The 25,220-nt window shown below is 60.4% G+C and carries 26 protein-coding genes and 1 pseudogene; 13 read left to right on the top strand and 14 right to left on the bottom strand.

Going from position 1 to position 25,220, the window contains the following annotated elements:
- Nucleotides 1-107 precede the first annotated feature (107 nt).
- Both AC07T0_RS12905 and AC07T0_RS12900 read left to right on the top strand, forming a co-directional pair.
- Nucleotides 108-893, top strand: a complete 786-nt coding sequence (locus AC07T0_RS12905; protein ID WP_495001535.1) for an outer membrane protein OmpK — start codon at nucleotides 108-110, stop codon at nucleotides 891-893.
- Nucleotides 894-1,159: 266 nt separating this feature from the next.
- Nucleotides 1,160-1,768 (top strand): TetR/AcrR family transcriptional regulator, encoded by a 609-nt coding sequence (locus AC07T0_RS12900; RefSeq protein ID WP_495001534.1) that lies wholly within the window; start codon nucleotides 1,160-1,162, stop codon nucleotides 1,766-1,768.
- Nucleotides 1,769-1,912: 144 nt separating this feature from the next.
- Here the strand turns inward: AC07T0_RS12900 and AC07T0_RS12895 are convergent, their stop codons facing one another.
- A complete protein-coding gene (locus AC07T0_RS12895; protein WP_495001533.1) occupies nucleotides 1,913-2,353 on the bottom strand; it encodes a GlcG/HbpS family heme-binding protein in 441 nt (146 codons plus the stop codon).
- A gap of 255 nt (nucleotides 2,354-2,608) precedes the next feature.
- Here AC07T0_RS12895 and gcl point away from each other — a divergent pair, with 255 nt between their 5' ends.
- From gcl to AC07T0_RS12865, 6 genes are all read left to right on the top strand, one after another.
- Nucleotides 2,609-4,384: a glyoxylate carboligase gene (gene gcl / locus AC07T0_RS12890; protein ID WP_495001532.1), complete on the top strand. Its 1,776-nt coding sequence runs from the start codon at nucleotides 2,609-2,611 to the stop codon at nucleotides 4,382-4,384.
- A gap of 113 nt (nucleotides 4,385-4,497) precedes the next feature.
- Nucleotides 4,498-5,280, top strand: coding sequence for a hydroxypyruvate isomerase (gene hyi / locus AC07T0_RS12885; RefSeq protein WP_495001531.1), 783 nt, complete (start codon nucleotides 4,498-4,500; stop codon nucleotides 5,278-5,280).
- 18 nt (nucleotides 5,281-5,298) lie between these two features.
- Complete coding sequence (locus AC07T0_RS12880; RefSeq protein ID WP_495001530.1) at nucleotides 5,299-6,189, top strand: 2-hydroxy-3-oxopropionate reductase; 891 nt, start codon at nucleotides 5,299-5,301, stop codon at nucleotides 6,187-6,189.
- A 200-nt stretch (nucleotides 6,190-6,389) separates the two neighbouring features.
- Nucleotides 6,390-7,307 carry an urea transporter gene (locus AC07T0_RS12875; RefSeq protein ID WP_495001529.1) on the top strand — a complete coding sequence of 306 codons (918 nt, stop codon included), beginning with the start codon at nucleotides 6,390-6,392 and terminating at the stop codon, nucleotides 7,305-7,307.
- 196 nt (nucleotides 7,308-7,503) lie between these two features.
- Nucleotides 7,504-8,328, top strand: a complete 825-nt coding sequence (locus AC07T0_RS12870; RefSeq protein WP_495001528.1) for an ion transporter — start codon at nucleotides 7,504-7,506, stop codon at nucleotides 8,326-8,328.
- Nucleotides 8,329-8,420: 92 nt separating this feature from the next.
- Entirely contained in the window at nucleotides 8,421-9,419 is a 999-nt protein-coding gene (locus AC07T0_RS12865) for a sulfate ABC transporter substrate-binding protein (protein WP_495001527.1), read from the top strand.
- Between the two features lie 161 nt (nucleotides 9,420-9,580).
- Here AC07T0_RS12865 and AC07T0_RS12860 read toward each other — a convergent pair whose 3' ends face one another.
- Entirely contained in the window at nucleotides 9,581-10,219 is a 639-nt protein-coding gene (locus AC07T0_RS12860; RefSeq protein ID WP_495001526.1) for a hypothetical protein, read from the bottom strand.
- A 227-nt stretch (nucleotides 10,220-10,446) separates the two neighbouring features.
- Between AC07T0_RS12860 and AC07T0_RS12855 the strand changes: the two genes are divergently transcribed.
- Both AC07T0_RS12855 and AC07T0_RS12850 read left to right on the top strand, forming a co-directional pair.
- A complete protein-coding gene (locus AC07T0_RS12855) occupies nucleotides 10,447-10,911 on the top strand; it encodes a helix-turn-helix domain-containing protein (protein WP_495001525.1) in 465 nt (154 codons plus the stop codon).
- Nucleotides 10,908-11,150: pseudogene (locus tag AC07T0_RS12850) on the top strand (PIN domain-containing protein); the annotation flags it as partial. The gene AC07T0_RS12855 and the pseudogene AC07T0_RS12850, both read left to right, overlap by 4 nt.
- Before the next feature lie 46 nt (nucleotides 11,151-11,196).
- Here AC07T0_RS12850 and AC07T0_RS12845 read toward each other — a convergent pair.
- Genes AC07T0_RS12845 through ccmA form a run of 10 tightly spaced genes read right to left on the bottom strand, consistent with a single transcriptional unit; the run spans nucleotide 11,197 to nucleotide 18,448 of the window.
- Complete coding sequence (locus AC07T0_RS12845; RefSeq protein ID WP_495001524.1) at nucleotides 11,197-11,589, bottom strand: hypothetical protein; 393 nt, start codon at nucleotides 11,587-11,589, stop codon at nucleotides 11,197-11,199.
- Nucleotides 11,590-11,599: 10 nt separating this feature from the next.
- A complete protein-coding gene (gene ccmI / locus AC07T0_RS12840; RefSeq protein WP_495001523.1) occupies nucleotides 11,600-12,799 on the bottom strand; it encodes a c-type cytochrome biogenesis protein CcmI in 1,200 nt (399 codons plus the stop codon).
- Entirely contained in the window at nucleotides 12,796-13,266 is a 471-nt protein-coding gene (locus tag AC07T0_RS12835; RefSeq protein WP_495001522.1) for a cytochrome c-type biogenesis protein, read from the bottom strand. The genes ccmI and AC07T0_RS12835 overlap by 4 nt, the downstream gene beginning before the upstream one ends.
- On the bottom strand, nucleotides 13,263-13,799 hold the full coding sequence (locus AC07T0_RS12830; protein ID WP_495001521.1) for a DsbE family thiol:disulfide interchange protein: 537 nt from the start codon (nucleotides 13,797-13,799) through the stop codon (nucleotides 13,263-13,265). The genes AC07T0_RS12835 and AC07T0_RS12830 overlap by 4 nt, the downstream gene beginning before the upstream one ends.
- Nucleotides 13,796-15,769, bottom strand: a complete 1,974-nt coding sequence (locus AC07T0_RS12825; protein WP_495001520.1) for a heme lyase CcmF/NrfE family subunit — start codon at nucleotides 15,767-15,769, stop codon at nucleotides 13,796-13,798. Before AC07T0_RS12825 ends, AC07T0_RS12830 begins: the two co-directional genes overlap by 4 nt.
- 3 nt (nucleotides 15,770-15,772) lie before the next feature.
- Nucleotides 15,773-16,228 carry a cytochrome c maturation protein CcmE gene (gene ccmE / locus AC07T0_RS12820; RefSeq protein WP_100940651.1) on the bottom strand — a complete coding sequence of 152 codons (456 nt, stop codon included), beginning with the start codon at nucleotides 16,226-16,228 and terminating at the stop codon, nucleotides 15,773-15,775.
- Nucleotides 16,225-16,401: a heme exporter protein CcmD gene (ccmD, locus tag AC07T0_RS12815; protein WP_103499454.1), complete on the bottom strand. Its 177-nt coding sequence runs from the start codon at nucleotides 16,399-16,401 to the stop codon at nucleotides 16,225-16,227. The genes ccmE and ccmD overlap by 4 nt, the downstream gene beginning before the upstream one ends.
- Nucleotides 16,398-17,156: a heme ABC transporter permease gene (locus AC07T0_RS12810; RefSeq protein ID WP_495001519.1), complete on the bottom strand. Its 759-nt coding sequence runs from the start codon at nucleotides 17,154-17,156 to the stop codon at nucleotides 16,398-16,400. Before AC07T0_RS12810 ends, ccmD begins: the two co-directional genes overlap by 4 nt.
- Nucleotides 17,157-17,201: 45 nt before the next feature.
- On the bottom strand, nucleotides 17,202-17,870 hold the full coding sequence (gene ccmB, locus AC07T0_RS12805; protein WP_495001518.1) for a heme exporter protein CcmB: 669 nt from the start codon (nucleotides 17,868-17,870) through the stop codon (nucleotides 17,202-17,204).
- Nucleotides 17,867-18,448 (bottom strand): cytochrome c biogenesis heme-transporting ATPase CcmA, encoded by a 582-nt coding sequence (gene ccmA, locus AC07T0_RS12800; protein ID WP_495001517.1) that lies wholly within the window; start codon nucleotides 18,446-18,448, stop codon nucleotides 17,867-17,869. The genes ccmB and ccmA overlap by 4 nt, the downstream gene beginning before the upstream one ends.
- 249 nt (nucleotides 18,449-18,697) lie before the next feature.
- Between ccmA and fliK the strand changes: the two genes are divergently transcribed.
- Complete coding sequence (gene fliK, locus AC07T0_RS12795) at nucleotides 18,698-20,269, top strand: flagellar hook-length control protein FliK (RefSeq protein ID WP_495001516.1); 1,572 nt, start codon at nucleotides 18,698-18,700, stop codon at nucleotides 20,267-20,269.
- On the top strand, nucleotides 20,266-20,595 hold the full coding sequence (locus tag AC07T0_RS12790) for an EscU/YscU/HrcU family type III secretion system export apparatus switch protein (protein WP_495001515.1): 330 nt from the start codon (nucleotides 20,266-20,268) through the stop codon (nucleotides 20,593-20,595). The genes fliK and AC07T0_RS12790 overlap by 4 nt, the downstream gene beginning before the upstream one ends.
- A gap of 64 nt (nucleotides 20,596-20,659) precedes the next feature.
- Here the strand turns inward: AC07T0_RS12790 and AC07T0_RS12785 are convergent, their stop codons facing one another.
- Complete coding sequence (locus AC07T0_RS12785; RefSeq protein WP_495001514.1) at nucleotides 20,660-21,427, bottom strand: sulfite exporter TauE/SafE family protein; 768 nt, start codon at nucleotides 21,425-21,427, stop codon at nucleotides 20,660-20,662.
- A 201-nt stretch (nucleotides 21,428-21,628) separates the two neighbouring features.
- Complete coding sequence (locus tag AC07T0_RS12780; protein WP_495001513.1) at nucleotides 21,629-22,615, bottom strand: hypothetical protein; 987 nt, start codon at nucleotides 22,613-22,615, stop codon at nucleotides 21,629-21,631.
- A 561-nt stretch (nucleotides 22,616-23,176) separates the two neighbouring features.
- Here AC07T0_RS12780 and AC07T0_RS12775 point away from each other — a divergent pair.
- On the top strand, nucleotides 23,177-25,198 hold the full coding sequence (locus AC07T0_RS12775; protein WP_495001512.1) for a type VI secretion system Vgr family protein: 2,022 nt from the start codon (nucleotides 23,177-23,179) through the stop codon (nucleotides 25,196-25,198).
- Nucleotides 25,199-25,220: the final 22 nt, after the last annotated feature.

The following is a 25,220-nucleotide window of genomic DNA, read 5'->3' as shown; positions in this document are numbered from 1 at the left end:
GAGCAGGCAGGCTGGCGAGCCGGTGCTGGCACACAGAAAAAAAAGGCGCCAGACCCAGAGCGCCGAACGACGGATTCGTCGAACCACTGACCTTAGGGAGCACACCCATGAAGCGCACGTGTACGAGCCTGATATTGTCCACCGCCCTGCTGGCCGCGGGACCTTCCTGCGCGGGCGACCTGCTGCAATGGCAGAACAACAGCCTGACCTATCTGTACGGCAAGAATTTCACCGTCAACCCGCAGATTCAGCAGACCCTCACCTTCGAGCACGCCGACGCCTGGAAGTACGGCGACAACTTTTTCTTCCTCGACCGGATCTTCTACAACGGCAAGGCCGATACCAGGCTCGGCCCAAACACCTACTACGGCGAGTTCAGCCCACGGCTGTCCATGGGCAAGATCTTCGACCGCTCGTTCGCCTTCGGCCCGGTCAAGGACGTGCTGCTGGCCATGACCTACGAGTTCGGCGAAGGCGACACCAACGCCTACCTGTTCGGCCCCGGCTTCGACCTGGACGTACCGGGGTTCGACTACTTCCAGCTGAACTTCTACCAGCGCCATACCGACAGCAATCGTCCGGGCAGCAATATCTGGCAGATCACCCCGGTCTGGTCCTATACCTTGCCGCTAGGGAACTCCAACGTGCTGATCGACGGCTATATGGACTGGGTGGTGGACAACGACCGCAATGCCCAAGGGACCTACCACGCCAACCTGCACTTCAACCCGCAGATCAAGTACGACCTGGGCAAGGCCTTGCATTGGGGCGAGAAGCAGTTGTACGTGGGGGTCGAGTACGACTACTGGAAGAACAAGTATGGCCTCGAGAGCAGCGGGGAGTTCAAGACCAACCAGGACACCGCGAGCCTGTTGATCAAGTACCACTTCTGATGGCGTCGTAAGTCCTGCGGCGCCTGGTCGACCGCCATCGCCAGCAAGCTGGCTCCTACCGTTATGCGTATCACCACGAGCTATCGTCGTGCCCCAAAACCTGTAGGAGCCAGCTTGCTGGCGATAGCCGCCGATTAGACGGCGCAGGACTCAAGGACCTCACCGACCGCTTCCATACACCCGTGTGGAAGGGGCATTCTTGAGCCTTGCGCAAACCCGGTGCTACCATGCCCAACCGCCCGGGCCGGCAAGGAAAAACCTGGTTTATGAGCACCATCCGCGAACGCAACCGTGAACTGATCCTGCGCGCCGCCAGCGAAGAGTTCGCCGACAAGGGCTTCGCCGCCACCAAGACCAGCGATATCGCGGCCAAGGCCGGTCTGCCCAAGCCCAACGTCTACTACTACTTCAAGTCCAAGGACAACCTCTACCGCGAGGTACTGGAAAGCATCATCGAGCCGATCCTCCGGGCCTCGACGCCGTTCAACCCCGCGGGCGTGCCCGCCGAGGTGCTGGCCGGTTATATCCGTTCGAAGATCCGTATCTCCCGCGACCTGCCGTTTGCCTCCAAGGTCTTCGCCAGTGAAATCATGCACGGCGCGCCGCACCTGAGCCCCGAGCAGGTGGAACAGCTCAACGCCCAGGCCCGGCACAATATCGCCTGCATCCAGACCTGGATCGACCGCGGTCTGATCGCCCCGCTCGACCCCCATCACCTGATGTTCAGCATCTGGGCCGCAACCCAGACCTATGCCGATTTCGACTGGCAGATCTCCTCAATCACCGGCAAGGCCAAGCTGGAAGACGTCGACTATGAAGCGGCGGCGCAGACCATCGTGCGGCTGGTGCTCAAGGGTTGTGAGCCGGACCGATAGACCGCGGTGCGCCACTCGCGGCGGTGCGGCGACCCGACAAGCTCCGCTCCCACAATGTCCGTGCCCGCTCATACATCTTCGCTGTGACATAGAACTTGTGGGAGCGGAGCTTGCCCGCGAAGGCGTCCGCTCAGGCAGCAAAAATCAAACTGACACCCCGGCATCCGCCACCAACCCCAACGCCTCGACCGCACTGATCGCACACTGCTCATCGATATCCGAAGTATCCCCGGTAATCCCGATAGCCCCGATCACCTTCCCCTCCTGATCACGAATCAGCACCCCACCCGGAGCCGGCACCACACTGCCCTGCCCCAGGCTATTCAACGCCGCCACAAACGCCGGCCGCTGTTGCGCATCCAGCGCCAGCAAGCGCGAGCCCTTGCCCAGGGCGATCGCGCCCCAGGCCTTGCCGATGGCGATCTGCGGGCGCAACAGGCTCGCCCCGTCCTCGCGTTGCAGTGTCACCAGGTGCCCACCGCCATCCAGCACCGCAATGGTCAGCGGCGCCGCCGAAATGGCCCGGCCAGCGGAAATCGCCTGGCTGGCCAGGTTGACTGCGACGTTCAAGGTTAAAGCGCTCATGGTGCCGTCCTCATCGAGTGGGGGGAGAAGCGTTGACGCTCCGTGTCAGGAGCCGTTCGACAGAACAAATAGAACACAATAATAAATATTTTTGTATACAAAAATATGCTAACAATCACTCAACCAAGCTATAAACGGCCTCGGAACGAATCTACCAATCATTTTAGAAAAGGCATTGACCAGCGCCGTCCAGCGTGAATACACTCGCCACACAGCAACTTGTATACAATTACAAAACGCAAGAGGCACAAAACAATGAGCAAAATGAGAGCAATCGAAGCCGCCGTCCTGGTGATGCGTCGCGAAGGCGTGGACACCGCCTTCGGCATTCCCGGGGCCGCGATCAACCCGCTGTACAGCGCGTTGCAAAAGCTCGGCGGTATCGATCACGTCCTTGCTCGCCACGTCGAAGGCGCCTCGCACATGGCCGAGGGTTACACCCGCACCAAGGCCGGCAATATCGGCGTGTGCATCGGCACTTCGGGCCCGGCCGGTACCGATATGGTCACCGGTCTGTACAGCGCCAGCGCCGATTCGATCCCGATCCTCTGTATCACCGGCCAGGCGCCACGGGCACGACTGCACAAGGAAGACTTCCAGGCCGTGGACATCACCAGCATCGTCAAGCCGGTGACCAAGTGGGCGACCACCGTGCTCGAACCCGGCCAAGTGCCCTACTCCTTCCAGAAAGCCTTTTATGAAATGCGCTCCGGTCGTCCCGGTCCGGTGCTGATCGACCTGCCGTTCGATGTGCAGATGGCCCAGATCGAATTCGATATCGACGCCTACCAGCCGCTGCCACTGGCCAAACCAAGCGCCACCCGCATCCAGGTCGAGAAGGCCTTGGCCCTGCTCGATCAGGCCGAGCGCCCGTTGCTGGTGGCCGGCGGCGGCATCATCAATGCCGATGCCAGCGAATTGCTGGTGGAGTTCGCCGAACTGACCGGTATTCCGGTGATCCCGACCCTGATGGGCTGGGGCACGATTCCCGACGACCACCCGCTGATGGTCGGCATGGTCGGGTTGCAAACCTCACACCGCTACGGCAACGCCACGCTGCTCAAGTCCGATCTGGTACTGGGTATCGGCAACCGCTGGGCCAACCGCCATACCGGCTCCGTGGAGGTCTACACCGAAGGCCGCCAGTTTATTCACGTGGACATCGAGCCGACCCAGATCGGCCGCGTCTTCACCCCGGACCTGGGCATCGTTTCCGACGCCGCCGCGGCCCTGAGCGTTTTTATCGAAGTGGCCCGTGAATGGCAGGCCGCCGGCAAGCTGAAGGATCGCAGTGCCTGGCTCGGCGATTGCCAGCAGCGCAAGGCCAGCCTGCAACGCAAGACCCATTTCGACAACGTGCCGGTCAAACCCCAGCGCGTCTATGAAGAGATGAACCAGGTGTTCGGCAAGGACACCTGTTACGTCAGCACCATCGGCCTGTCGCAGATTGCCGGCGCGCAATTTCTCCACGTCTACAAACCACGGCACTGGATCAACTGCGGCCAGGCCGGCCCCCTGGGCTGGACCATTCCGGCGGCGCTGGGGGTGGTCAAGGCCGATCCGAACCGCAAGGTGGTGGCACTGTCCGGCGACTATGACTTCCAGTTCATGATCGAGGAACTGGCGGTGGGTGCGCAGTTCAAGCTGCCGTATATCCACGTGGTGGTGAACAACTCCTACCTGGGGCTGATCCGCCAGGCCCAACGCGGCTTCGACATGGACTACTGCGTGCAGCTGTCCTTCGACAACCTCAACGCACCGGAGCTCAACGGTTATGGCGTGGACCATGTGGCCGTCGCCGAGGGCCTGGGTTGCAAGGCCCTGCGGGTGTTCGAGCCGGATCAGATCCAGGGCGCGCTGCGTCAGGCCCAGGCGATGATCGAGGCGTTCAGGGTGCCGGTGATTGTCGAGATCATTCTCGAACGGGTAACCAATATTTCCATGGGCACCGAGATCAACGCCATCAACGAGTTCGAAGACCTCGCGCTGGTCGGCAACGATGCACCGACGGCGATTGCGCTGCTCGACTGATCCACCCGGGCACAAACACGACCCGCAGGCGCCGGCGATCTCAGATTCGCTCCCGCTATCGCCGCGCCTGCGGCCTGTTCAAACGCTTTGTATCGATTCGCCAGGAGACACCCATGCCACGCTTTGCCGCCAACCTGTCCATGCTGTTCACCGAACAGGACTTCCTGGCCCGTTTCAAGGCCGCCGCCGCTGCCGGCTTCAGCGGTGTGGAATACCTCTTCCCCTACGACTTCAGCTCGGCCGAGATCAAGGCACAACTCGACAGTCATGGCCTGACCCAGGTGCTGTTCAACCTGCCGGCCGGCGACTGGGCCAAGGGCGAACGCGGGATTGCCTGCCACCCGGACCGGGTCGAGGAGTTCCGTGCCGGGGTCGACCTGGCCATCGCCTATGCCCAGGTGCTGGGCAATACCCAGATCAACTGCCTGGCCGGCATCCGCCCCCTGGGCATCGACGAGGCCGTGCTGGAAAAGACCTTCGTCGACAACCTCAAGTACGCCGCCGGCAAGCTTGAAGCCGTCGGCATCCGCCTGGTGATGGAAGCGATCAACACCCGTGATATCCCCGGCTTCTACCTGAACACCACGGCCCAGGCCCTGTCGATCCGCCAGCAGGTGGGCAGCGCCAACCTGTTCCTGCAATACGACATCTATCACATGCAGATCATGGAAGGTGATCTGGCGCGGACCCTGTCCGAGCACCTGGCCGAGATCAACCATGTGCAACTGGCCGACAACCCAGGACGGCATGAGCCGGGAACCGGAGAGATCAACTACCGGTTCCTGTTCGAGCACCTGGAGCGCATCGGTTACCAGGGCTGGGTCGGCTGCGAGTACAAGCCGCTGACCAGCACCGAAGCCGGGCTGGGCTGGCTGAAAACCCATAACGCGATATAAGAAAAAGAGGACGTTGTCATGGCTAAAATCGGTTTTATCGGCACCGGCATCATGGGCCATCCCATGGCTATCAATCTGCAAAAGGCAGGTCACAGCCTGTTCCTGTCCAACCACCACGATGCCGCCCCGGTCGACCTGGTCAGTGCTGGCGCGGTGGCCCTGGCGACCCCGAAGGAAGTCGCCCAGGAAGCCGAGTTCATCATCGTCATGGTGCCGGACACACCGCAGGTCGAGGATGTGCTGTTTCGTGCCGACGGCATTGCCGCCGGCGTCGGCCCGGGCAAGATCGTTATCGACATGAGTTCGATCTCGCCCACTGCCACCAAGGCGTTCGCGGCCAGGATCAACGAAAAAGGCGCGCAGTACCTCGACGCCCCGGTGTCCGGCGGTGAAGTCGGCGCCAAGGCCGCGACCCTGAGCATCATGGTCGGCGGCGACGCCCAGGCCTTTGCCCGCGCCCTGCCGCTGTTCCAGCACATGGGCAAGAACATCACCCTGGTGGGTGGCAACGGTGACGGCCAGACCGCCAAGGTGGCGAACCAGATCATCGTCGCCCTGAATATCCAGGCGGTGGCCGAGGCGTTGTTGTTCGCCGCGAAAAACGGCGCCGACCCGGCCAAGGTCCGTGACGCGTTGATGGGCGGCTTTGCCTCGTCGAAAATCCTCGAAGTGCATGGCGAACGCATGATCAAGGGCACCTTCGACCCGGGCTTCCGCATCAGCCTGCACCAGAAGGACCTGAACCTGGCCCTGGCCGGTGCCCGCGAACTGAACATCAACCTGCCCAACACCGCCAATGCCCAACAGCTGTTCAACACCTGCGCGGCCATCGGCGGCAGCCAGTGGGACCATTCGGCGCTGATCAAGGGCCTGGAGCATATGGCGAATTTTTCGATTCGCGAGCGCTAGCCCTCCCTCCCGGCTGAACGCGATCAACTGTAGGAGCCGGCTTGCCGGCGATGAGGCCTGTGAGCCTTGCATCGTCTGATCGGCCGCCATCGCCAGCAAGCTGGCTCCTACAATGTGGCGTCAAGCACAGATCCTGTAGGAGCAGAGCTTGCTCGCGAAAGCGGTCTCGCGCCCCCAAAGAATCCCCCTGACACAGCACCATGCCGAAGACTCCCAACACGCCCCACTGCCCCGACTGGGCGACCGCCCTGCTCAACGGCTTCAGCCAGATCGTCCTCCAGCGCCATCCGCTCTGCGGCCTGTGCTGCCTGCTGGCGATACTCCTGAGCGCACCGGGCCTGCTCGGCGGCGCGTTACTCGGCGGTCTTGCCGGCCTGCTCACCGCTCAGCGACGCGGCTACCCCAAGGCCGAGCGCCAGGCCGGTCTCTACAGCTACAACGGCGTGCTGCTGGGGCTGCTGATCAGCCTGCAGTTTCCCTGGTCGATACTGATCCCACCGCTGATCATCGCCGCCTCTGGCCTGAGCGCGATCCTGGTCCGGCAATGGCTCAAATACGCCAGCGACGCCCAGAACCTGCCCGCCTACACCGCGCCCTTTGTCGGACTGAGCTGGCTCTTGCTGGCTTTCACACCCTCCGCCCAGAGCAGCGTGACACTGCCCCTTGACGACGCCCTCGCCTACGCCAGCACCGCCTTCATGGGCCTGAGCCAGATCATGTTTCTCGACCAGCCCGTGGCGGCCTTGTCGATCTTCATCGGGCTGCTGCTCGCCAATCGCCGCGCAGCCTTCTGGGCGGTCCTCGGCAGCACTGCCGGGCTGGCCTTCACCCTCCTGCACGATCCTTTGTCACCCAGTCAGCTCGGACTGGCCGGCTACAACCCGGCGCTGGTCGCGCTCGCCCTGAGCCAACGGCAGCGAAGCCCCTGGCCCGCGCTGATCGGCATCGCCCTGGCGAGCGTACTGACACCCGGCTTCTCCGCCCTCGGCCTGGCGCCGCTGACCGCGCCCTTTATCCTCGCCTGCTGGCTGGTCCGGGCCGGGGCCCGGGTATTGCACCAGACAAGCAACAGTAGACAGCAAGCCCAATGCTGGCCGGCAAAGGAAACGGGATCCTGAAAGCGCCGCAAAGCCCTGTGGGCCGGCTTGCCGGCGATGAGGCCCTCAAAGTCATGCATCGCCCCTGAGGACGCCATCGCCGGCAATCCGACTTCCTACAAGGGAGCGCACCCAATGCTCCCCCAAAGCCCGCCGGCTTGCGCATTGATCGGCAATCCCCCACGCTTCCCGCATCCATAAGCTTGGGCAACACCTCATGAACAGCAACAACGACTGGCGCCAGCGGCTCTACGTCATGGTTTTCCAATCCGACACCGTCGCCGGCAGGCGCTTCGACAAGACCCTGCTGCTGATCATCCTCGCCAGCCTGGTGATCGTGATCCTCGACAGCATCGAGAGTTTTCACCAGACCTTCGCCGACGCCCTGGCCTATATCGAATGGGGCTTCACGGTCATTTTCGCCATCGAGTACCTGCTGCGCCTGTACTGCTCGCCACGGCCGCTGCGCTACGCCTTCAGCTTCTACGGGCTGGTGGACCTGCTGGCCATCGTGCCGGGGATCCTCGCGCTCTACTACAGCGACGCCCAGTACCTGCTGATCATCCGCATCATCCGCATGCTGCGGATCTTCCGGGTACTCAAGCTCGGCCCGTACCTGAAACAGGCGCACTACCTGCTCGACGCCCTGCGCGGCAGCAAGCAGAAGATCCTGGTGTTCCTGCTCAGCGTCTGCACCCTGGTGATCGTGTTCGGCACCCTGATGTACGTGGTCGAAGGCCCGGAACACGGCTTTACCAGCATTCCCAAGGGGGTCTACTGGGCTATCGTGACCCTCACCACCGTGGGTTATGGCGACATCGTGCCCAAGACCGTGCTGGGCCAGGTGATTTCGTCCCTGGTGATGATCACCGGTTACTCGATCATCGCCGTGCCCACCGGGATCTTCACCGCCGAGCTGGCCAGCGCCATGCGTGGCGATTCGCATAAGCACGACTGCCCGACCTGCGGGAAAAACAGCCACGAGCCGGAAGCCTCTTTCTGCTCTCGCTGTGGGAATGCGCTATACAAGAAAATAGAATAAGCAAAGCATTTTTTAATCTTTAAGTGACTATGCCAGCGCCGTTATAGTTGCTGGCAAATTGCCCCTCTCTCAGCTGAAACAAGGACTGCGCAGTGAAAAAACTCTTTGGCGCCTCACTTATCGCCGCTGGCCTGGCCTTTGCCAGTCTGGCCCAGGCCGCACCGACCTTGCTGAACGTTTCCTACGACGTGATGCGTGACTTCTACAAAGACTACAACGCAGCATTTCAGAAACACTGGCAGGCCGAGCACAATGAGAACATCACTCTGCAGATGTCCTTCGGCGGCTCCAGCAAACAGGCGCGTTCGGTTATCGACGGCCTGCCAGCGGACGTGATCACCATGAACATGGCCACCGACATCAACGCCCTGGTGGACAACGGCAAGCTGGTGCCGGACAACTGGGTCACCCGGCTGCCGAACAACAGCGCGCCGTTCACCTCCGCCACCGTGTTTATTGTGCGCAAGGGCAACCCCAAGGCCCTGAAGGACTGGCCAGACCTGCTCAAGGACGGTGTCCAGGTGATCGTGCCGAACCCCAAGACCTCGGGTAACGGTCGCTACACCTACCTGTCGGCCTGGGGTTATGTGCTGAAGAACGGCGGCGACGAGAACAAGGCCAAGGAGTTTGTCGGCAAGTTGTTCAAGCAGGCGCCGGTGCTTGATACCGGCGGGCGGGCGGCCACCACCACCTTTATGACCAACCAGATCGGCGACGTGCTGGTGACCTTCGAGAACGAAGCGGAAATGATTGCCCGCGAATTTGGTCGCGATCAGTTCGAAGTGGTCTACCCGAGCGTGTCCGCCGAGGCCGAGCCGCCGGTGAGCGTGGTGGACAAGGTGGTCGACAAGAAAGGCAGCCGTGCGGTGGCCGAGGAATACCTGAAGTACCTGTGGTCGCCGGAAGGCCAGGAAATCGCCGCCAACAACTACCTGCGCCCGCGTGATCCGCAGGTGCTGGCCAAGTTCACCGACCGTTTCCCGAAAGTCGACTTCCTCTCGGTGGAGAAAACTTTTGGCGACTGGCGCACCGTGCAGAAGACCCACTTCAATGATGGTGGCGTGTTCGACCAGATCTACAACGGCAAGTAACTGATAGCACGCGTCATTGAAAACACCGAAAACCCTGTAGGAGCCAGCTTGCTGGCGATCAGCCGACAGGCTGAAGTTCTGGCGGTGCCCCCGCAGATCGCCATCGCCGGCAAGCCGGCTCCTACGAGGTCGATGGTGTTTTCGAGGTAATGGAACGGCCGCTACATCGGCGGCTTGACCCCATCCTTGCCCGCCGAAATCCCCGCCGCGGTCAGCTTGCCATCCGCGCCTTGCTGGGCAAACAACACCACCTTCACCCCCGGTTTGAGCAGGCTGCGATCACCTGGCACCAGGTTGACGACCGGCACGCCATCCGGCACCACGATCGTCTTCTCCCCGCCTTTGTAGCTCAGGGTCAAGGTCCGCCCATTGGCGACCTTCAACTCACCCACCCGGCCATTGGTCATGGTGCTGCCCTGGGCCAGATCGAAAGGACGGTGACCGTCCCCGGTACCGGCCATCTCCGGCGGGAACACATGCACTTCCATCGCCGTCAGCGTACCGTCCGGGCCCGGCATCGCCGCCGTGCCGATGTAACTGCCGGGCTTGATATCCGAGAGCTTCGCGAGGGTCACACCGCGGACCTGGGTGTCCTTGGTCAGGCCGACAGTGACATCTTCATTAGCGATGGTATGGACCTTGAGCGCATCACCCTCGAACGCCGTGATTTCACCGCGCACCGCCACCCGCTGGGCCGGGGCATCGGCGGCCTGGGCAACGCCAACAGACATCAATACCGCCAGACTCATCGCCGAGGCCAACGCGCTGCGGCGGGCCAACTTACCGAAAATCGAATTCATGGGACGTCAGGTTCCTTGGGTGGGAGATAAACGGTTCTCAATTCAACACGACTGTTATAGCGCTGATAAGAGGATTCGTGGATGAAAATATCGCCTTCCCGGTTTGAGTCTCCCAACGAAGGGCAAGTTTCCAGGCATTGCATTGTGCAAGGCATTTCGTTTATTGCGATTTTCGTTTATTTCGAATAAATTCTCATCATCGATTCTACATACCCCTGGAGCCAGCCATGACTCAATCTGCCCTCACCATCAACTTGCCCCTCGAACGCGAGGTCCAGGTCGCCATCGAAGGTCAACGCGTCCTGGCGGCCTTTCTGGCCACAAGGTTCGACACGCAGCACATTCAGATCTTCGACGAACGCAACGAGGCCCATAGCGTTGAACTACCGACCACGGCGCTGAGGTTGCTGGTGGAGATATTGGCCGAGCTTGCCGCCGGGAACGCTGTCCAGGTGGTCCCTGTCCACGCCGAACTGACCACGCAAGAAGCCGCCGACATGCTCAATGTCTCTCGTCCGCATCTGATCAAGCTTCTGGAGTCGGGTGAATTGCCGTTTCACAAAACCGGCAAGCACCGCCGCGTACGCTTTGCCGACCTCATGACCTATAAAACTCAACGCTCACTGGATAGCGAACAGGCCATGGCCGAACTCGCCGAGCAAGCGCAGCAACAGAGGATGGGCTACGAATGAGATATTCGCCCTTTACTGCTGTGTACGACGCCTGTGTGCTGTACCCCGCCCCTCTTCGTGATTTTTTGATGTGGCTGGCACTGTCTGGCAGATTTCGAGCGAGGTGGACTGCCGATATCCACAGGGAGTGGAAAAGAAACCTGCTGAAAAACCGCCCGGACCTGACGCTTGAACAACTGGATCGCACCTCCCTCCTGATGGATCGCGCAATCCCCGATGGCGAGGTCACCGGGTATGAAGTCGCTTCCAAAAAAAACGGCGACCTCTAAAGATCACCGTTTTCACTCACTGCCCGAACTGCTTGCCCAACCCCGGCGGCACGCCATGGATATCGGTGTCTTCCCAGGGTCCGTTGGGGCTGATGGCGCGGCTCCAACCGTTGTTCCAGCGGTAGTAGGTGCGCTGGCGATAGAAGGTGTTGGTCTGGTTGTCGAGGACATAGACGCCCATCTGCCCGTCCCAGTGGCTGTTACCACCCGGTGGCGGGGCAAACGTCGGCGAGAAGCTCGGACGTGGTTTGCTCGGTGGGATCGGTTTACCCGGCGTATACGGTGGATACGGCTGGGTCGTCGGACCGGAAGGCGGGATCGTCGGTCCCTCCGGCGGCGGGCGATGCACCGCACAAGCGCTCACCCCCAGGACCAGCGTTAACAGGGTGAGGCGAGCGATGGTGGTCATGGCGAATTCTCTATTTATCCGGGCTGTCGATGGTCAGGTTCTGTTGCGCGGCGGTGCTGCTGGCCATCGGCCGGCTGCGCCCGATCCACTCGCCCGCCGTCGGTTGGCCGGCGCGGGATACCCGTGCAACCAGTTGGACTTCAGGAAAGTTAGACAGTTTCAATTGCGGCATCATTGCGTCCGCGTCACCCAATTCAACGGTGGCCGGCAGGTCAGCGACCGTCAGGCGCTTGGCCGCCAACGGCGCAGGTGGACCCTGGGTGGCCCGGGCGAAGATAAAGACGCTGTCGCCCGGCTGGACCTTGGCCCTCAGGTCCGCGGCCAGATCAACCCGCACTTTCAACAGCGCGCCCTTGACCACAGGCACCTCGGCGACCTTGCCGCCATTCGCCAGCAGCTTCTCACTGGCGCGGTCGATACCGCCCTGCAACGCCGCACGGGAATTGTCGTCCGGCGGCAATTGCACCAACAGGCGTTTCCAGTAGTCGATGGCCTCCTGGTAACGCTGCCCTTCAAACGCCGCGATCCCCAACAGCCCCAGGCTGGTGACTTCTTTCGGATCGATCTTGAGGGCTTCGTCGGTCAGCGCCTGGACCTGCGGTGACCAACGCTTGCTGTCGGCAAAGTACTGCGCCTGGGCCCACTGCCCGAGCAACTCAGGCTGGCGCCCGGCCACCTTGACCGCCCGCTCGAAGGCCTTCGCCGCATCGGCCGCACGGTCCTGGGCCATATAAGCACGCCCAAGGAAATACAGGCCCTCGGCGGAATCCGGCTGGGCCGCCACCGCCCGTTCCAGACGCCGGGTCATCTCTTCCACGGACTGTGGCGCCTGGGCGAACTCACGGGTCAGCTCGACCTTGTCGCTGGCGCCAAAATGCAAATACAGCGCCAAGCCCAGCACCGGTACCAGCAACGCGGCCAGCAAGGGCAACGGCTTGCCCAAGCGCGAGACGCGAGTCGGTGCCACACCCTCGGTATCGGCCAGCAACTCACGGGCCGCTTCCGCCCGACCGCTGTCCATCTGCTCGGCGCTGAGCACGCCTTCGACCTGCTGCGCCTGCAACTCGGCGACACGCTCCTGGTAGAGGGCGACGTTCAGCGCGGTGCGATCTTCTTCGCGCTGCACGCGGCGTTCACGCAAAATCGGAATCAACAGGAAACTCAGGGCAATCAGTAACAACAGACCTGTAGCAAGCCAGAAATCAATCATTCGGTTTTCTTATCCAGCAGGTGGTCGAGGCGCTGGCGCTCCTCGGCGGAAAGCCCATCCGGGGCAGCGGCGCCCTCGGCACGACGACGGCGGACGATCACCGCGATCACGACAAGGCCGCCCAGCAGCAGGCCGGCCGGGCCGAACCAGAGCAAGGCGGTCTTGCCGCTCAGGGCCGGCTTGTAGCGCACGAAATCGCCATAGCGGTCGACCATGAAGTCGATGATCTGCTGATTGTCCTTGCCCTCGCCGAGCATGCGGAAAATCTCCCGGCGCAGGTCGGCGGCAATCGGCGCATTGGAATCGGCGATGTCCTGGTTCTGGCACTTGGGGCAGCGCAGTTCCTTGGTCAGGTCGCGAAAGCGGTCACGCTCGGCGTCGTTGGCGAACTCATAGGTGTCGATGGCGGCATGGGCTACGCCGACCAGGCTCAGGCCCAGGGCGACCGCGGCTAACCAGCGCTTCATGGGTGGGCCTCGTCAACCAGCGACTGATACACCGTCGCCAGTTGTTCACGCCAGACCGTCTCGTCGATCACGCCGACGTGCTTGTAGCGAATCACGCCCTTGGCGTCGATGAGGAAGGTCTCCGGCGCGCCATAGACCCCCAGGTCCAGGCCCAGGGTGCCCTGCTCGTCGCGGATATTCAGCTGGTAGGGGTTGTGGAAATCCTTCAACCACTTCAATGCCTCGGCATTGTCATCCTTGTAGTTGACGCCATAGATCAGCACGCCCTGCTGGGCCAGCTTGTTCAGCACCGGGTGCTCGACCCGGCAGGAAATGCACCAGGTGCCCCAGACATTCACCAGCGCCGGCTTGCCTTGCAGGTCGGCCACGCTCAGTTGCTTGTCGCCCTGCACGTTGGGCAACGCGAACGCCGGAAACGGCTTGCCGATCATCGCCGACGGTAGCTCGGACGGATCGAGGTACAAACCGCGATAGAGGAACACCGCCATCACCAGGAACGCCACCAGCGGCAATACCATCAACCAACGCTTCATGCCGTCGCTCCACTCAGTCCCAGTGCTTCACGCACGCGGCTTTTCACCTTGATTCGATAACGCCGGTCCAGCGCCGCCAGTGCGCCACCCAAGCCGGTCAGCAAACCACCGAACCAGATCCAGCGGACGAACGGTTTGACGTGCACCCGCACCGCCCAGGCGCCGTTTTCCAGTGGTTCGCCAAGGGCAACGTAGAGATCACGGGTGAAACCAGCGTCGATCCCGGCTTCGGTCATCATCGATTGCTGCACGGTGTACAAGCGTTTCTCCGGGTGCAGCAGCGCCACTTCCTTGCCGTTTTCAATCACCCGGATCGTGCCTCTGTCCGAGGTGAAATTCGGCCCTTCGACATGCTTGGCGCCTTCGAAGATAAAGTGGTAACCGCCCAGTTCCATGGACTCGCCCGGCGCCATGCGCAGGTCACGCTCGGCGCTTTCCTGGCTCGACAGCACCACGCCCAGGGCGCAGACCGCGATACCCAGGTGCGCCAGCTGCATGCCCCAATAGCTGCGGGTCAGGCTTGGCAGGCCCTTGATCAGGCCCTTGTTGCGGGTCTTGTCGAGGATGTCACGGACGCCGGCCAGCAGCACCCAGGCCGCCAGCAGGAAGGTCGCCAGCACCGCCCAGTTGAAATCGCCGTAAACCAGCCCGGCCACCACCGCCAGGGCGACGCTGCCCAGCAGCACCGGGGTCAGCATGCCCAGCAGCCATTTCACCGGGGTGTCTTTCCAGCGCACCAGCACGCCAACCGCCATCACCACCATCAGCAGCGCCATCAGCGGAATGAACAAGGCATTGAAGTACGGCGGCCCGACCGACAGCTTGGCGCCACTGAGGGCATCGAGCACCAGCGGATACAACGTGCCCAGCAGGATCATCGAGGCCGCCACCACCAGCACCAGGTTGTTGCCCAGCAGCAGGGTTTCCCGCGACCACAGGTTGAAGCCGACATGGCTTTTCACCACCGGCGCGCGCAGAGCGAACAGGGTCAGCGAACCACCGACCACGAACAGCAGGAAGATCAGGATGAACACCCCACGCGCCGGGTCGGAGGCAAAGGCATGCACCGAGGTCAACACGCCGGAACGCACCAGGAAGGTCCCCAGCAGGCTCAGGGAAAACGCCGCGATCGCCAGGAGCACGGTCCAGCTCTTGAACACCCCGCGTTTTTCCGTGACCGCCAGCGAGTGAATCAGCGCCGTACCCACCAACCAGGGCATGAACGAGGCGTTTTCCACCGGGTCCCAGAACCACCAGCCGCCCCAACCGAGCTCGTAGTAGGCCCACCAGGAGCCGAGGGTGATCCCAACACCCAGGAACGCCCAGGCGACGATGGTCCAGGGCCGCGACCAGCGCGCCCAGGCCGCGTCAAGACGGCCACCGAGCAAGGCGGCGATGGCGAAGGCAAAGGCCACCGAGAAACCGACATAGCCCATATAGAGCATCGGCGGGTGGACGATCAGGCCGACATCCTGCAACAACGGGTTGAGGTCACGACCGTCCGCCGGAATCTGCGGCAGGATCCGCGAGAACGGGTTGGAAGTCAGGATCAGGAACAACAAAAAGCCGGTGCTGATCATGCCCATCACCGCCAGCACCCGGGCCAGCATCACCTGTGGCAATTGCCGGGAAAAGACCGACACGGCAAAGGTCCAGCCGCCGAGGATCAGGGCCCAGAGCAGCAACGAACCTTCGTGGGCGCCCCATACGGCACTGAACTTGAAGTACCAGGGCAAGGCGCTGTTGGAGTTGTTGGCGACATAGCTGACGGAAAAATCGTCGGTCATGAAGGCGTAGGTCAGCACCCCGAAGGCGAACACCAGGAAAGAGAACTGCCCCCAGGCCGCCGGCCGCGCCAGACTCATCCACAGGCGGTCGCCGCGCCAGGCGCCGAACAGCGGGACGGTGGCCTGCACCAGGGCGAAACACAGTGCGAGGATCATGGCCAGATGGCCCAACTCAGGAATCATCAATCAACCCTCCTTGGCTTGCGTCGGGGCGGATTGACCGCTGTCTTTCAACGCCTTGGTGACTTCCGGCGGCATGTACTTCTCATCATGCTTGGCCAGCACTTCATCGGCCACCACCACGCCATCGGCGTTGAGCTTGCCCAGGGCAACGATGCCCTGCCCTTCGCGGAACAGGTCCGGGAGGATGCCGCGATAGGTAATGGTGACGGACTTGTTGAAATCGGTGACCACGAACTTCACGTCCAGCGAGTCGCCGGAACGTTGCAGCGAGCCCTTCTCCACCATACCGCCGGCGCGAATCCGCGTGCCATGGGGCGCGTCGCCGTTGGCGATCTGGGTCGGCGTGTAGAACAGGTTGATATTTTCCTGCAACGCACTCAAGGCCAGGCCTACGGCAGCGCCGACGCCGACCAGAATGGCGAGGATGATGATCAGGCGCTTTTTGCGTAGCGGGTTCACTTGGCATTCTCCCGGCGCAGACGACGCGCCTCTTGTTGCAGGTAACGCCGCCGGGCCAGGATCGGCGCCGCGACGTTCAAAGCCAGCACGGCCAGGCAGATGCCATAGGCCGACCAGACATACAGGCCGTGATGACCCATGGCGAGAAAATCGCCGAAGGTGGCAAAACTCATCGAGCCACCCCCAGTTCGTTCAGTACTTCGGCCTTGACCCAACTGGCCCGGGCCTCGCGTTTGAGCACTTCGAGGCGCATGCGCAGCAGCACCACGGCACCGAAGAAACAGTAGAAACCCAGGACCGTCAGCAACAGCGGCAGCCACATCTCAGCGGGCATGGCGGGTTTCTCGGTCAGGCTGAAGGTCGAGCCCTGGTGCAGAGTGCTCCACCACTCCACCGAGTATTTGATGATCGGGATATTGATCACCCCGACAATCGCCAGCACCGCGCAGGCCTTGGCGGCGCTGTCGCGATTGGTGATGGCATTGCCCAGGGCGATCAGGCCGAAATAGAGGAACAGCAGGATCAGCATCGAGGTCAGGCGCGCATCCCAGACCCACCACGCGCCCCAGGTCGGCTTGCCCCAGATGGCCCCGGTGATCAGCGCCACGGCAGTCATCCAGGCACCGATGGGCGCGGCGCATTGCAGCGCGACATCGGCCAGTTTCATCTTCCAGACCAGTCCCACCACACCGCAGACCGCCAGCATCACATAGCAGGACTGGGCCAGCATGGCCGCCGGCACGTGGATGTAGATGATGCGAAAGCTGTTGCCCTGCTGGTAGTCCGGCGGCGCGAAGGCCAGGCCCCAGACCACGCCGACGCCGATCAGCAGCACGGCGGCCACGCTCAGCCAGGGCAGCAGGCGTCCGCTGATGCCATAGAACCATTTGGGCGAGCCCAGCTTATGAAACCAAGTCCAGTTCATCACGGTACATCCAAGGGTCTTCGCTGGTCATCAACCGACCAGACCTCATTATTCGCCGACGCTGATCTTCAGGCCAGCCGCTATTGCAAAAGGTGTCAGGGTTACCGCCAGGGCGGCCAGGCTGCCCAGCCAGAGCAGGTAACCGCTGGCCGGCATGCCCTGCAACGCGGCCTGCAGGGCCCCGCTGCCGAGAATCAGTACCGGGATGTACAGCGGCAGGATCAGCAGCGCCAGTAACAGGCCACCACGCTTCAATCCCACCGTCAGGGCCGCCCCTACCGCCCCGAGCAGACTCAGTACCGGCGTACCCAAGAGTAGCGATAACAACAGCACCGGCAAGCAGGCACTCGGTAATCCGAGCATCAGCGCCAGCAAAGGCGCGAGCAGGACCAGGGCCAGGCCGGAAAAAACCCAGTGTGCCAGTACCTTGGCCAAAACCAGAAGAGCCAGGGGATGCGACGAAAGGACCCACTGTTCCAGGGATCCGTCCTCGAAATCACTGCGAAAAAGCCCGTCCAGCGAGAGCAGGACCGACAACAGGGCCGCCACCCAGACCAAGCCCGGAGACAAGGTTTGCAACATATTTGTCTCGGGACCGACCGCTAACGGGAACAACGCAATCACAATGGCGAAGAACACCAGCGGATTGGCCAGCTCCGCCGGACGACGAAACAGCAGGCGCGCTTCACGGGCGAACAACAGACCGAAAACATTCATGCGGCCCACCGCCCCAGGTCAAGATCACGGTAACCGGCGGGCATGCGGGCCAATGTGTGGTGGGTGGTCAGCACGACCATGCCACCGCGCTCGCAATGACCGGCCAGGTGTTCTTCGAGTTGGGCGACGCCCTGCTTGTCCAGAGCGGTGAAAGGTTCATCGAGAATCCACAGTGGCGGGCTGTCCAGATACAACCGGGCCAGGGCCACGCGGCGCTGCTGGCCGGCGGACAGGGTATGGCAGGAGACATCCTCGAAACCGCGTAGCCCGACCGCCGCCAGAGCCCGCCAGATCGCCTCGCGCCCGGCCGGCTGATGCAGGGCACACAACCAACTGAGGTTCTCTTCGGCGGTCAGCAGGTCCTTGATCCCGGCGGCATGACCGATCCACAACAGCGTGCGTGCCAGCTCGCTGCGCTGGGCATTCAGCGGCAGCCCGTTAAGCTGTACTTCCCCGGCGGTTGGCTGCATCAGCCCGGCCAGCAGGCGCAACAGGCTGGTCTTGCCGCTGCCATTGGGACCGCTGATCTGCAACAGGTCACCGGGACGCAGTTGCAATTCGAGGTGCTCGAAGAGCATCCGCCCGTCCCGTTCACAGGCGAGCGCCAAGGCTTCTAGAAGAGGGTTGGTCAAATAATCGAGGCCTTTTTACAGTTCAAGTCGGCACGGGCGCAGCCGTTAAAGTGAGGCAGAATAAATGCTTTTGCAGCTCGACCTACAGAGCTGCGTCAATTTTTGCGCTATTTTGGACACACTTTCGGAGATGGCGTTGCATTATACATGTGATGCCTTACTCCAAAGAGGGCTATTTCGACAGGCTGCGACCCGATGACAGGCGAACTCAACATCCTCCCCCTGCCCCAGTTGATCCCGGCCAACAGCCGTCCGATGTTGCTGGCCAGCGAACTGTTGCAACTGACACCGCCGCTGGAAGGCCTGATCGCCCCCGGACAGAGTGCCGAGGCCGAAGTTCTCTCCCTCAAGCAAACCGACCAGACTTTCCAGATGCTGCTCAAGGTCACCACCGACAGCGGTCGCCAGACCACCGTGCAGGTCAGCAGCAACCTGCCGCTGCCGCAAGGCACCAGTGTCGCCGTGACCCAACCGTCGGCCGGCAACCTGGCGATCACCGTGCAACAGGCACTGAGTGCCAGCGTCGCCGCGCTGACCCGCCTGGACACCGCGCAACTGCCGGTCGGCAGCCTGCTGCAAGGCAAGGTCATGACCGCCCAGCTCTTGCCCCAAGCCCCTGGGCAGCCGGCGGTCTATCGCTCGCTGGTGACCCTGCTCAACACGGCCCTGAGCGGCACCACCCTGACCCTCGACAGCCCGCAACCGCTGCGCATCGGCAGCCTGCTGAGCGCCCTGGTACAGGGTACGCAGAGCTTGAGCCTGGTGCCGCTGGCCGCACGCCAGGACCAATTGGCGGTGGCCCGACAACTGGTCACCCAACAAGGTCGGCAAGGCTCGCTCGACAACCTGGTCAGCACCCTGCAGAACCTGTCCCGGAACACCGACCTGCCCGACGACCTGCGGGCGGTCATCAACACCTTGCTGGCGGACCTGCCCGACATCAATCAGCTGAGCAACCCCAAAGGTCTGGCCCAGGCCCTGCAAAACAGCGGACTGTTCCTGGAGGCCAATCTGTTGCAAGGGCAGAACCCAGCCCTGACACCGGACCTCAAGAGCAACCTGCTGCGCCTGATCGCGCAGATCATGCCGCAGTTGCCCGGCAGCCCGAGCTTCGACCCCGGAGCCGCCGCCGCGCTGCTCGCCCGCACGCTCCCGGGCTTTGTCCGCAGCGCCCTGGGGACCCTCGGCCAGGTCGGCGAACCGACCCAGCCGATCAGCTTTCCCCTGCCCTCGCGACTGCTGCAAAGCCTCACCGACGATGGCGATCTGGAAGGCCTCCTGCGCCTGGCCGCGGCGGCCGTTTCGCGCCTGCAAAGCCATCAGCTTTCCAGCCTGGAACAGACCGGACGCACACCCGAGGGCAATCTGCAGACCACCTGGCAACTGGAAATTCCCATGCGCAACCTGCACGACATCGTGCCCTTGCAGATCAAGATCCAGCATGAGGAAAAGGAGCAGCCACCCGAGCAGGAAAAACGCGACAAACGTGAACAGAAGGAACAACTGTGGCGGGTGGAGCTGGCCTTCGATCTCGAACCGCTGGGCCCGCTGCAAGTCCAGGCACAGCTGATGCGCGGCAGCCTGTCCAGCCAGTTGTGGGCCGAACGCCCCTATACCGCCAGCCTGATCGCCAGTCAATTGGGCGACCTGCGCGAGCGCCTGCGGGCCTCGGGCCTGAATGTCAGCGACCTCGATTGCCACCAGGGCACCCCACCCCAGGGCAAGCAAACCCGACTGGACCAACGCTGGGTCGACGAAACCGCATGAAGAACCCCAACACCCCACGCCAGGCCATCGCCCTCAAGTACGATGGCCAACAAGCCCCGACCCTCACCGCCAAGGGCGACGAGGAGCTGGCCGAAGCCATCCTGAAGCTGGCCCGCGACTATGAAGTACCGATCTACGAGAATGCCGAACTGGTGAAACTGCTGGCCCGGATGGAGTTGGGCGACAGTATTCCGGAGGAGTTGTACCGGACCATCGCCGAGATCATCGCCTTTGCCTGGAACCTCAAGGGAAAATTTCCGCTTGGCCAGGATCCCAATGCGCGCCCTGTGGAGAAGGATATTACCGAGCGAGGGGAGGATTACTGATTCAGAATTGGATTGGGTAAAGGCGACAACCTGTTTTTTGTCGTTCACTGACAAACGGTTTGACTTATAAGAATATGGACACCCCCATCCTGCCAATGAGAAACACAAGTAAAATCAAAAAGAATATCCGAATAAAGCCACTTCCATAACGCAGCGCTAAAAAAACCCCAGTGATAGAGCCTGCAATATTGCAGGCGGCAACGACTCCACCCAGGGCCCATAAAACGTTACCAGATGGGATAAAAAATATTAGCGCCGCGCTAAATGTCCCTAAATTAACCAGCTTTGCTGAAGCGGATGCATTTAGAAAATCGAACCCAAAACACCTTACAAAAACAAAAAGCAGAAGGCTGCCGCTACCGGGTCCGAACACGCCGTCATAAAACCCGATTAACCCACCCCAAAAAACCCCTAGCAAAGCTTCTTTCTTTCCGATTTTAATATTGGAACTGACCCGACCCAAGTCCTTTTTTACAAAGGTATAAGTAGCCATCACGATCAAAACAAAGAAAGCAACATACTCCATAAGCCTTTTGGGAACGAGCGAAACAGAGAGGGCGCCAAAGAAGGAAAATATAAAAGCTGAAATCATAATTGGAAGCATAAGCTTCCATATGATTTTTATTTTTTTGAGATAGGTGAATATGGAAGAAAAATTACCCGCTAAAACCGCCAGCTTGTTGGTTCCAAAAACCGTAGCCAAACTGTATTGAGGTAAAGCGTGTAAAAGTGCGGGTAGCTGTACAAGTCCGCCTCCGCCAACGGCCGCATCAATCAAGCCACCGCAGAAAGCAAAAAAACCTAACGCAATTAAGGCGTGTTCAAAATCCATATAAAGTATCCTGCCAGGATTTGCGTTCTTAAACCAGGCATTATTAAATTCGACCCAGCGGATATTCAGAGGCTCCGACCAACCTACTAGTACGATCATAGAAGATCAATCGGAGTATATTATAACAACTAACATATAGCATGCTTAAAGCTGCCTGAGAAGGCCCTGGAGGCTTGGACATACGAGAATCCAAGATGAGTATCACTGACTTGTCGAGATCAAAGCCGCATGCAAAAAATTGAATGCTTTTCCGACACGCTGATTGTAATCGAGCATTATTTTTTTTAGGCGATCAACCTCAAATTTCAGGTCTACCGTTCGACCATAAGTTTGTGCTGCTGCCAAAGCATGTAGGCCGTGCTTGCTTTCTACTTCTCCAGCATGACCCAATACATATCCTTTTGCATTTCGCAGGCTTTGAACGTCGCGACTCAACAAGGGATTGAAAGAAATAAGTTTTTTCTCAATGTATTGAGCGATGAAATTATATTCTCGTCCGTTCCAAAGCTCTGAAGCGATGGAAACCATCATAGCATCCATGATGGATTGTTTATGCTCAATAGAATTCAGGGGGGATTTATGTTCCGCTACGCCAGTAGCGTAGAGGAATGCAGAGAACTCTTCACACTCATCAACTTTATACTGACTTTCTACCCAGCCAGGAGCTCCAAAGGCCTCCGTCATATAACCGTACATGCCATCATGCCCTTTGTGCCCAAGGCCGAAATCATCTTTCGCAACCTCATGCATGTGTGCCATAACGTTATGGTATCCAGCTCGATTTTCGGCAGATACGGATAGAGCATCCGCAGATAAACGCATGATAATTTTGGCAGAAACTAAGCTCGTTGTTTTGTGGGTTTCATTCCATCCATTGAAAAACTTCAAAACACCAGTGTCTGCCTTGTCTTTTCTGAGAAAGGCTTTAAATGTATTTTCGGCGTCGGTCTGAGCTTCTTGAGTCGTCGGATGGCAAAGTACTTCGTGCATTGCATTCTGAATCTCAGCTATTTGATCGACCTGCGCGAACAGGGGCTCCCTCCGAAAATTGTCGAATATAGCCCTACCTGGTATTTTTAAATTTCCGAGATGACGGGTTAACGCTTCAATAAAAATCTCACCAAACTGCTGCATCGACTTGTCTTGTTCAAATATCTCGAAGCGACTTTGCAATGATGTTGATCTCATGATTTCGCCTTTATTTTTGAGGTCTTAATCGGTAATCGGTCTGTTCCGAATAAAACGCCTCTATAATGCTTGTTATATCCGAGCGTGCACCGAACAATTTAAATCTAAATAGACACCCTCAATCATGTCAACACTTCGATATGAGGCAAGTGCGCCCCCAAGGAATTTAACCAACCTTGAAAATGCCGACACGTAAGACATTTCATACAACACGCGCAGCGCGCAGTTTAAAGCAACCGTTCTATATTGCGCCTTCCCTGTAGGACCGACTGTCATCCAGACCTATTTACTCCGAAACCAATTGAAACAATTGAATGGTCGTTTTTCCTCCCACCCAAAAATCACCCCATGTATCAAAACGGCAATAGATATGTTGAGCGGAAACCTGTTTTCACCTTTGCAGACCCGCCTTCCCGCAAAAACTTTTCCCTTATCCCTACATCCCCCTACAGCCCTTCAATACAAGAGCTTGTAGCCTGATTCTGATTTTGCTTTACAGCATTCAACACCACCACCGACGGGTCCACACTTCGTGCTTTCCCCTTGCAGGAGGCACAACGGATGTTCACCTCGGCACCTCGCTTTACCTTCACTCTTCCAGATTTCGAACAGGGATTGGAAGTCCTGGCGTTCAAGGGCACGGAAGCTATCAACCAACCCTATCGCTTCGAACTGGAGCTGGTCAGCCGGCAGCCGGACCTCAACCTCGACGAGCTGCTGCATCGGCAGGGTTTTCTCGCCTTCAACAACGACGGCGCGGGCATTCACGGCCAGATCTACGGCATCGGCCAGGGCGATACCGGCCAGCGCTGGACCCACTATCAGCTCACGCTGGTGCCGCAACTGGCCTATCTGGCCCATCGTTTCAACCAGCGAATTTTCCAGAACCGGAGCGTGCCGCAGATCATCGCCCAAGTGCTCAAGGACCATGGCATCCTCAGCAATGCCTTCAGCTTCAACCTCGCCCACCCCTTCCCCGCTCGCGAATACTGCGTGCAATACAACGAGTCCGACCTGGACTTCATCCAGCGGCTGTGTGAAGAGGACGGCCTGCACTATCACTTCCAGCACAGTGCACACGGCCATCACCTGGCCTTTGGCGACGACCAGACCTATTTCCGTCAACTGCCCGACAGCGTGCCATACCGACCGGACAGCGGGATGGTCGCGCAACGGCCCTGCATCCAGTCCTTCGACCTGCACCTGGAAACCCGCAGCACCCGGGCAACCTTGCGCGACTACAACTTCAAACAACCCGGTGCCCGGCTGGAAAACAGCGCCTGCGTGCTCCACTCCCTGCCGCAGCCGGACCTTGAAGATTACCGTTATCCCGGTCGCTACCACCGCGACGAACACGGCCGGCAGCTCAATCGTCGCCAGTTGGAAAGCCATCGAAGCGACAGCCGACGGGCGTCGGGCAAGAGCAATGAACCCCAACTGGCCAGTGGGCACTTCCTGCTCCTGGCCGAACATCCACAGCCGGACTGGAACACCCTCTGGCTGCTGACCCACCTGACCCACGAAGGTAAACAGCCGCAGGTGCTGGAGGAGTCAGCCGCAAATCCGAGCGGTGCCGAGAATGATTTCCGCCAGGGCTACCGCAACAGCTTTCTCGCCACCCCCTGGGAGCTGTTCTTCCGTTCGCCGCGGCAAGCGCACCAATCCCGGCGCCTCAATACCCAGACCGCCATCGTCACCGGCCCCCCCGGCGAAGAAATCCACTGCGACGAATATGGCCGGGTGAAGGTGAAGTTTCACTGGGACCGCTCGGCCGAAACCGGCGCCCAAAGCAGTTGCTGGTTACGAGTAGCATCCAGTTGGGCCGGTCCCGGCCATGGCGCGGTGACCTTGCCCCGCGTCGGCATGGAAGTGCTGGTGACTTTTCTCGAAGGTAATCCCGACCAGCCGCTGATTACCGGTTGCCTGCTCAATCAGCGCCATCCGCCGACCTATCCGTTGCCAGCACACAAGACCCGCAGCGTGTTCAAGAGCCGCAGTAGCCCGGGCGGTGGAGGCAGCAATGAACTGCGTATCGAAGACCGCAAGGGCGAAGAGCAGATCTACCTGCATGCCCAGCGTGATTGGCAACAGCACATCGGGCGCAACCTCTCGGTCACCGTCGGCCATGAACGCCATGAGTGCGTGGAAGCCAACAGCTATTGCGAGCTCAAGGCGCAGGAACACCACACCGTTCACCAGGACCGTCGCGTCGAGGTGAAAGGCGATGACAGCCTGCTGGTCGGCGAGAGCCAGCAGGTGAAGACCGGGTTGGGTTACTTCATCGAGGCCGGGCGGGAGATCCACCTGCGGGCCGGGGCCAAGGTGGTGATAGAGGCGGGAGAGCAACTCACCCTCAAGGTCGGCGAGCACTTTATCAAACTCGATGCCAACGGCATTACCTTGAACGGGCCCGAGGCGGACGAAGACGCGGGTGTAGGCTCGGGGCCGCGGATCAGGGGACCGCTGCTGCCGGGAGCAGTGGAGCAGGCACTGCCGCCATTGCGCCTTGAAACCGCTGTCACCGATGGGGTGCCGGAACAACGCCAGAAAGAACTGGCGCTCGATACGGGCTTTTCCGACTGAGCCACCTCAACCTGGACAGCAA

The organism is Pseudomonas sp. GW821-FHT04D07, assembly GCF_059420225.1.
The sequence above is the reverse complement of the archived record's forward strand: the minus strand, read 5'-3'. Positions and strand labels throughout refer to the sequence as shown.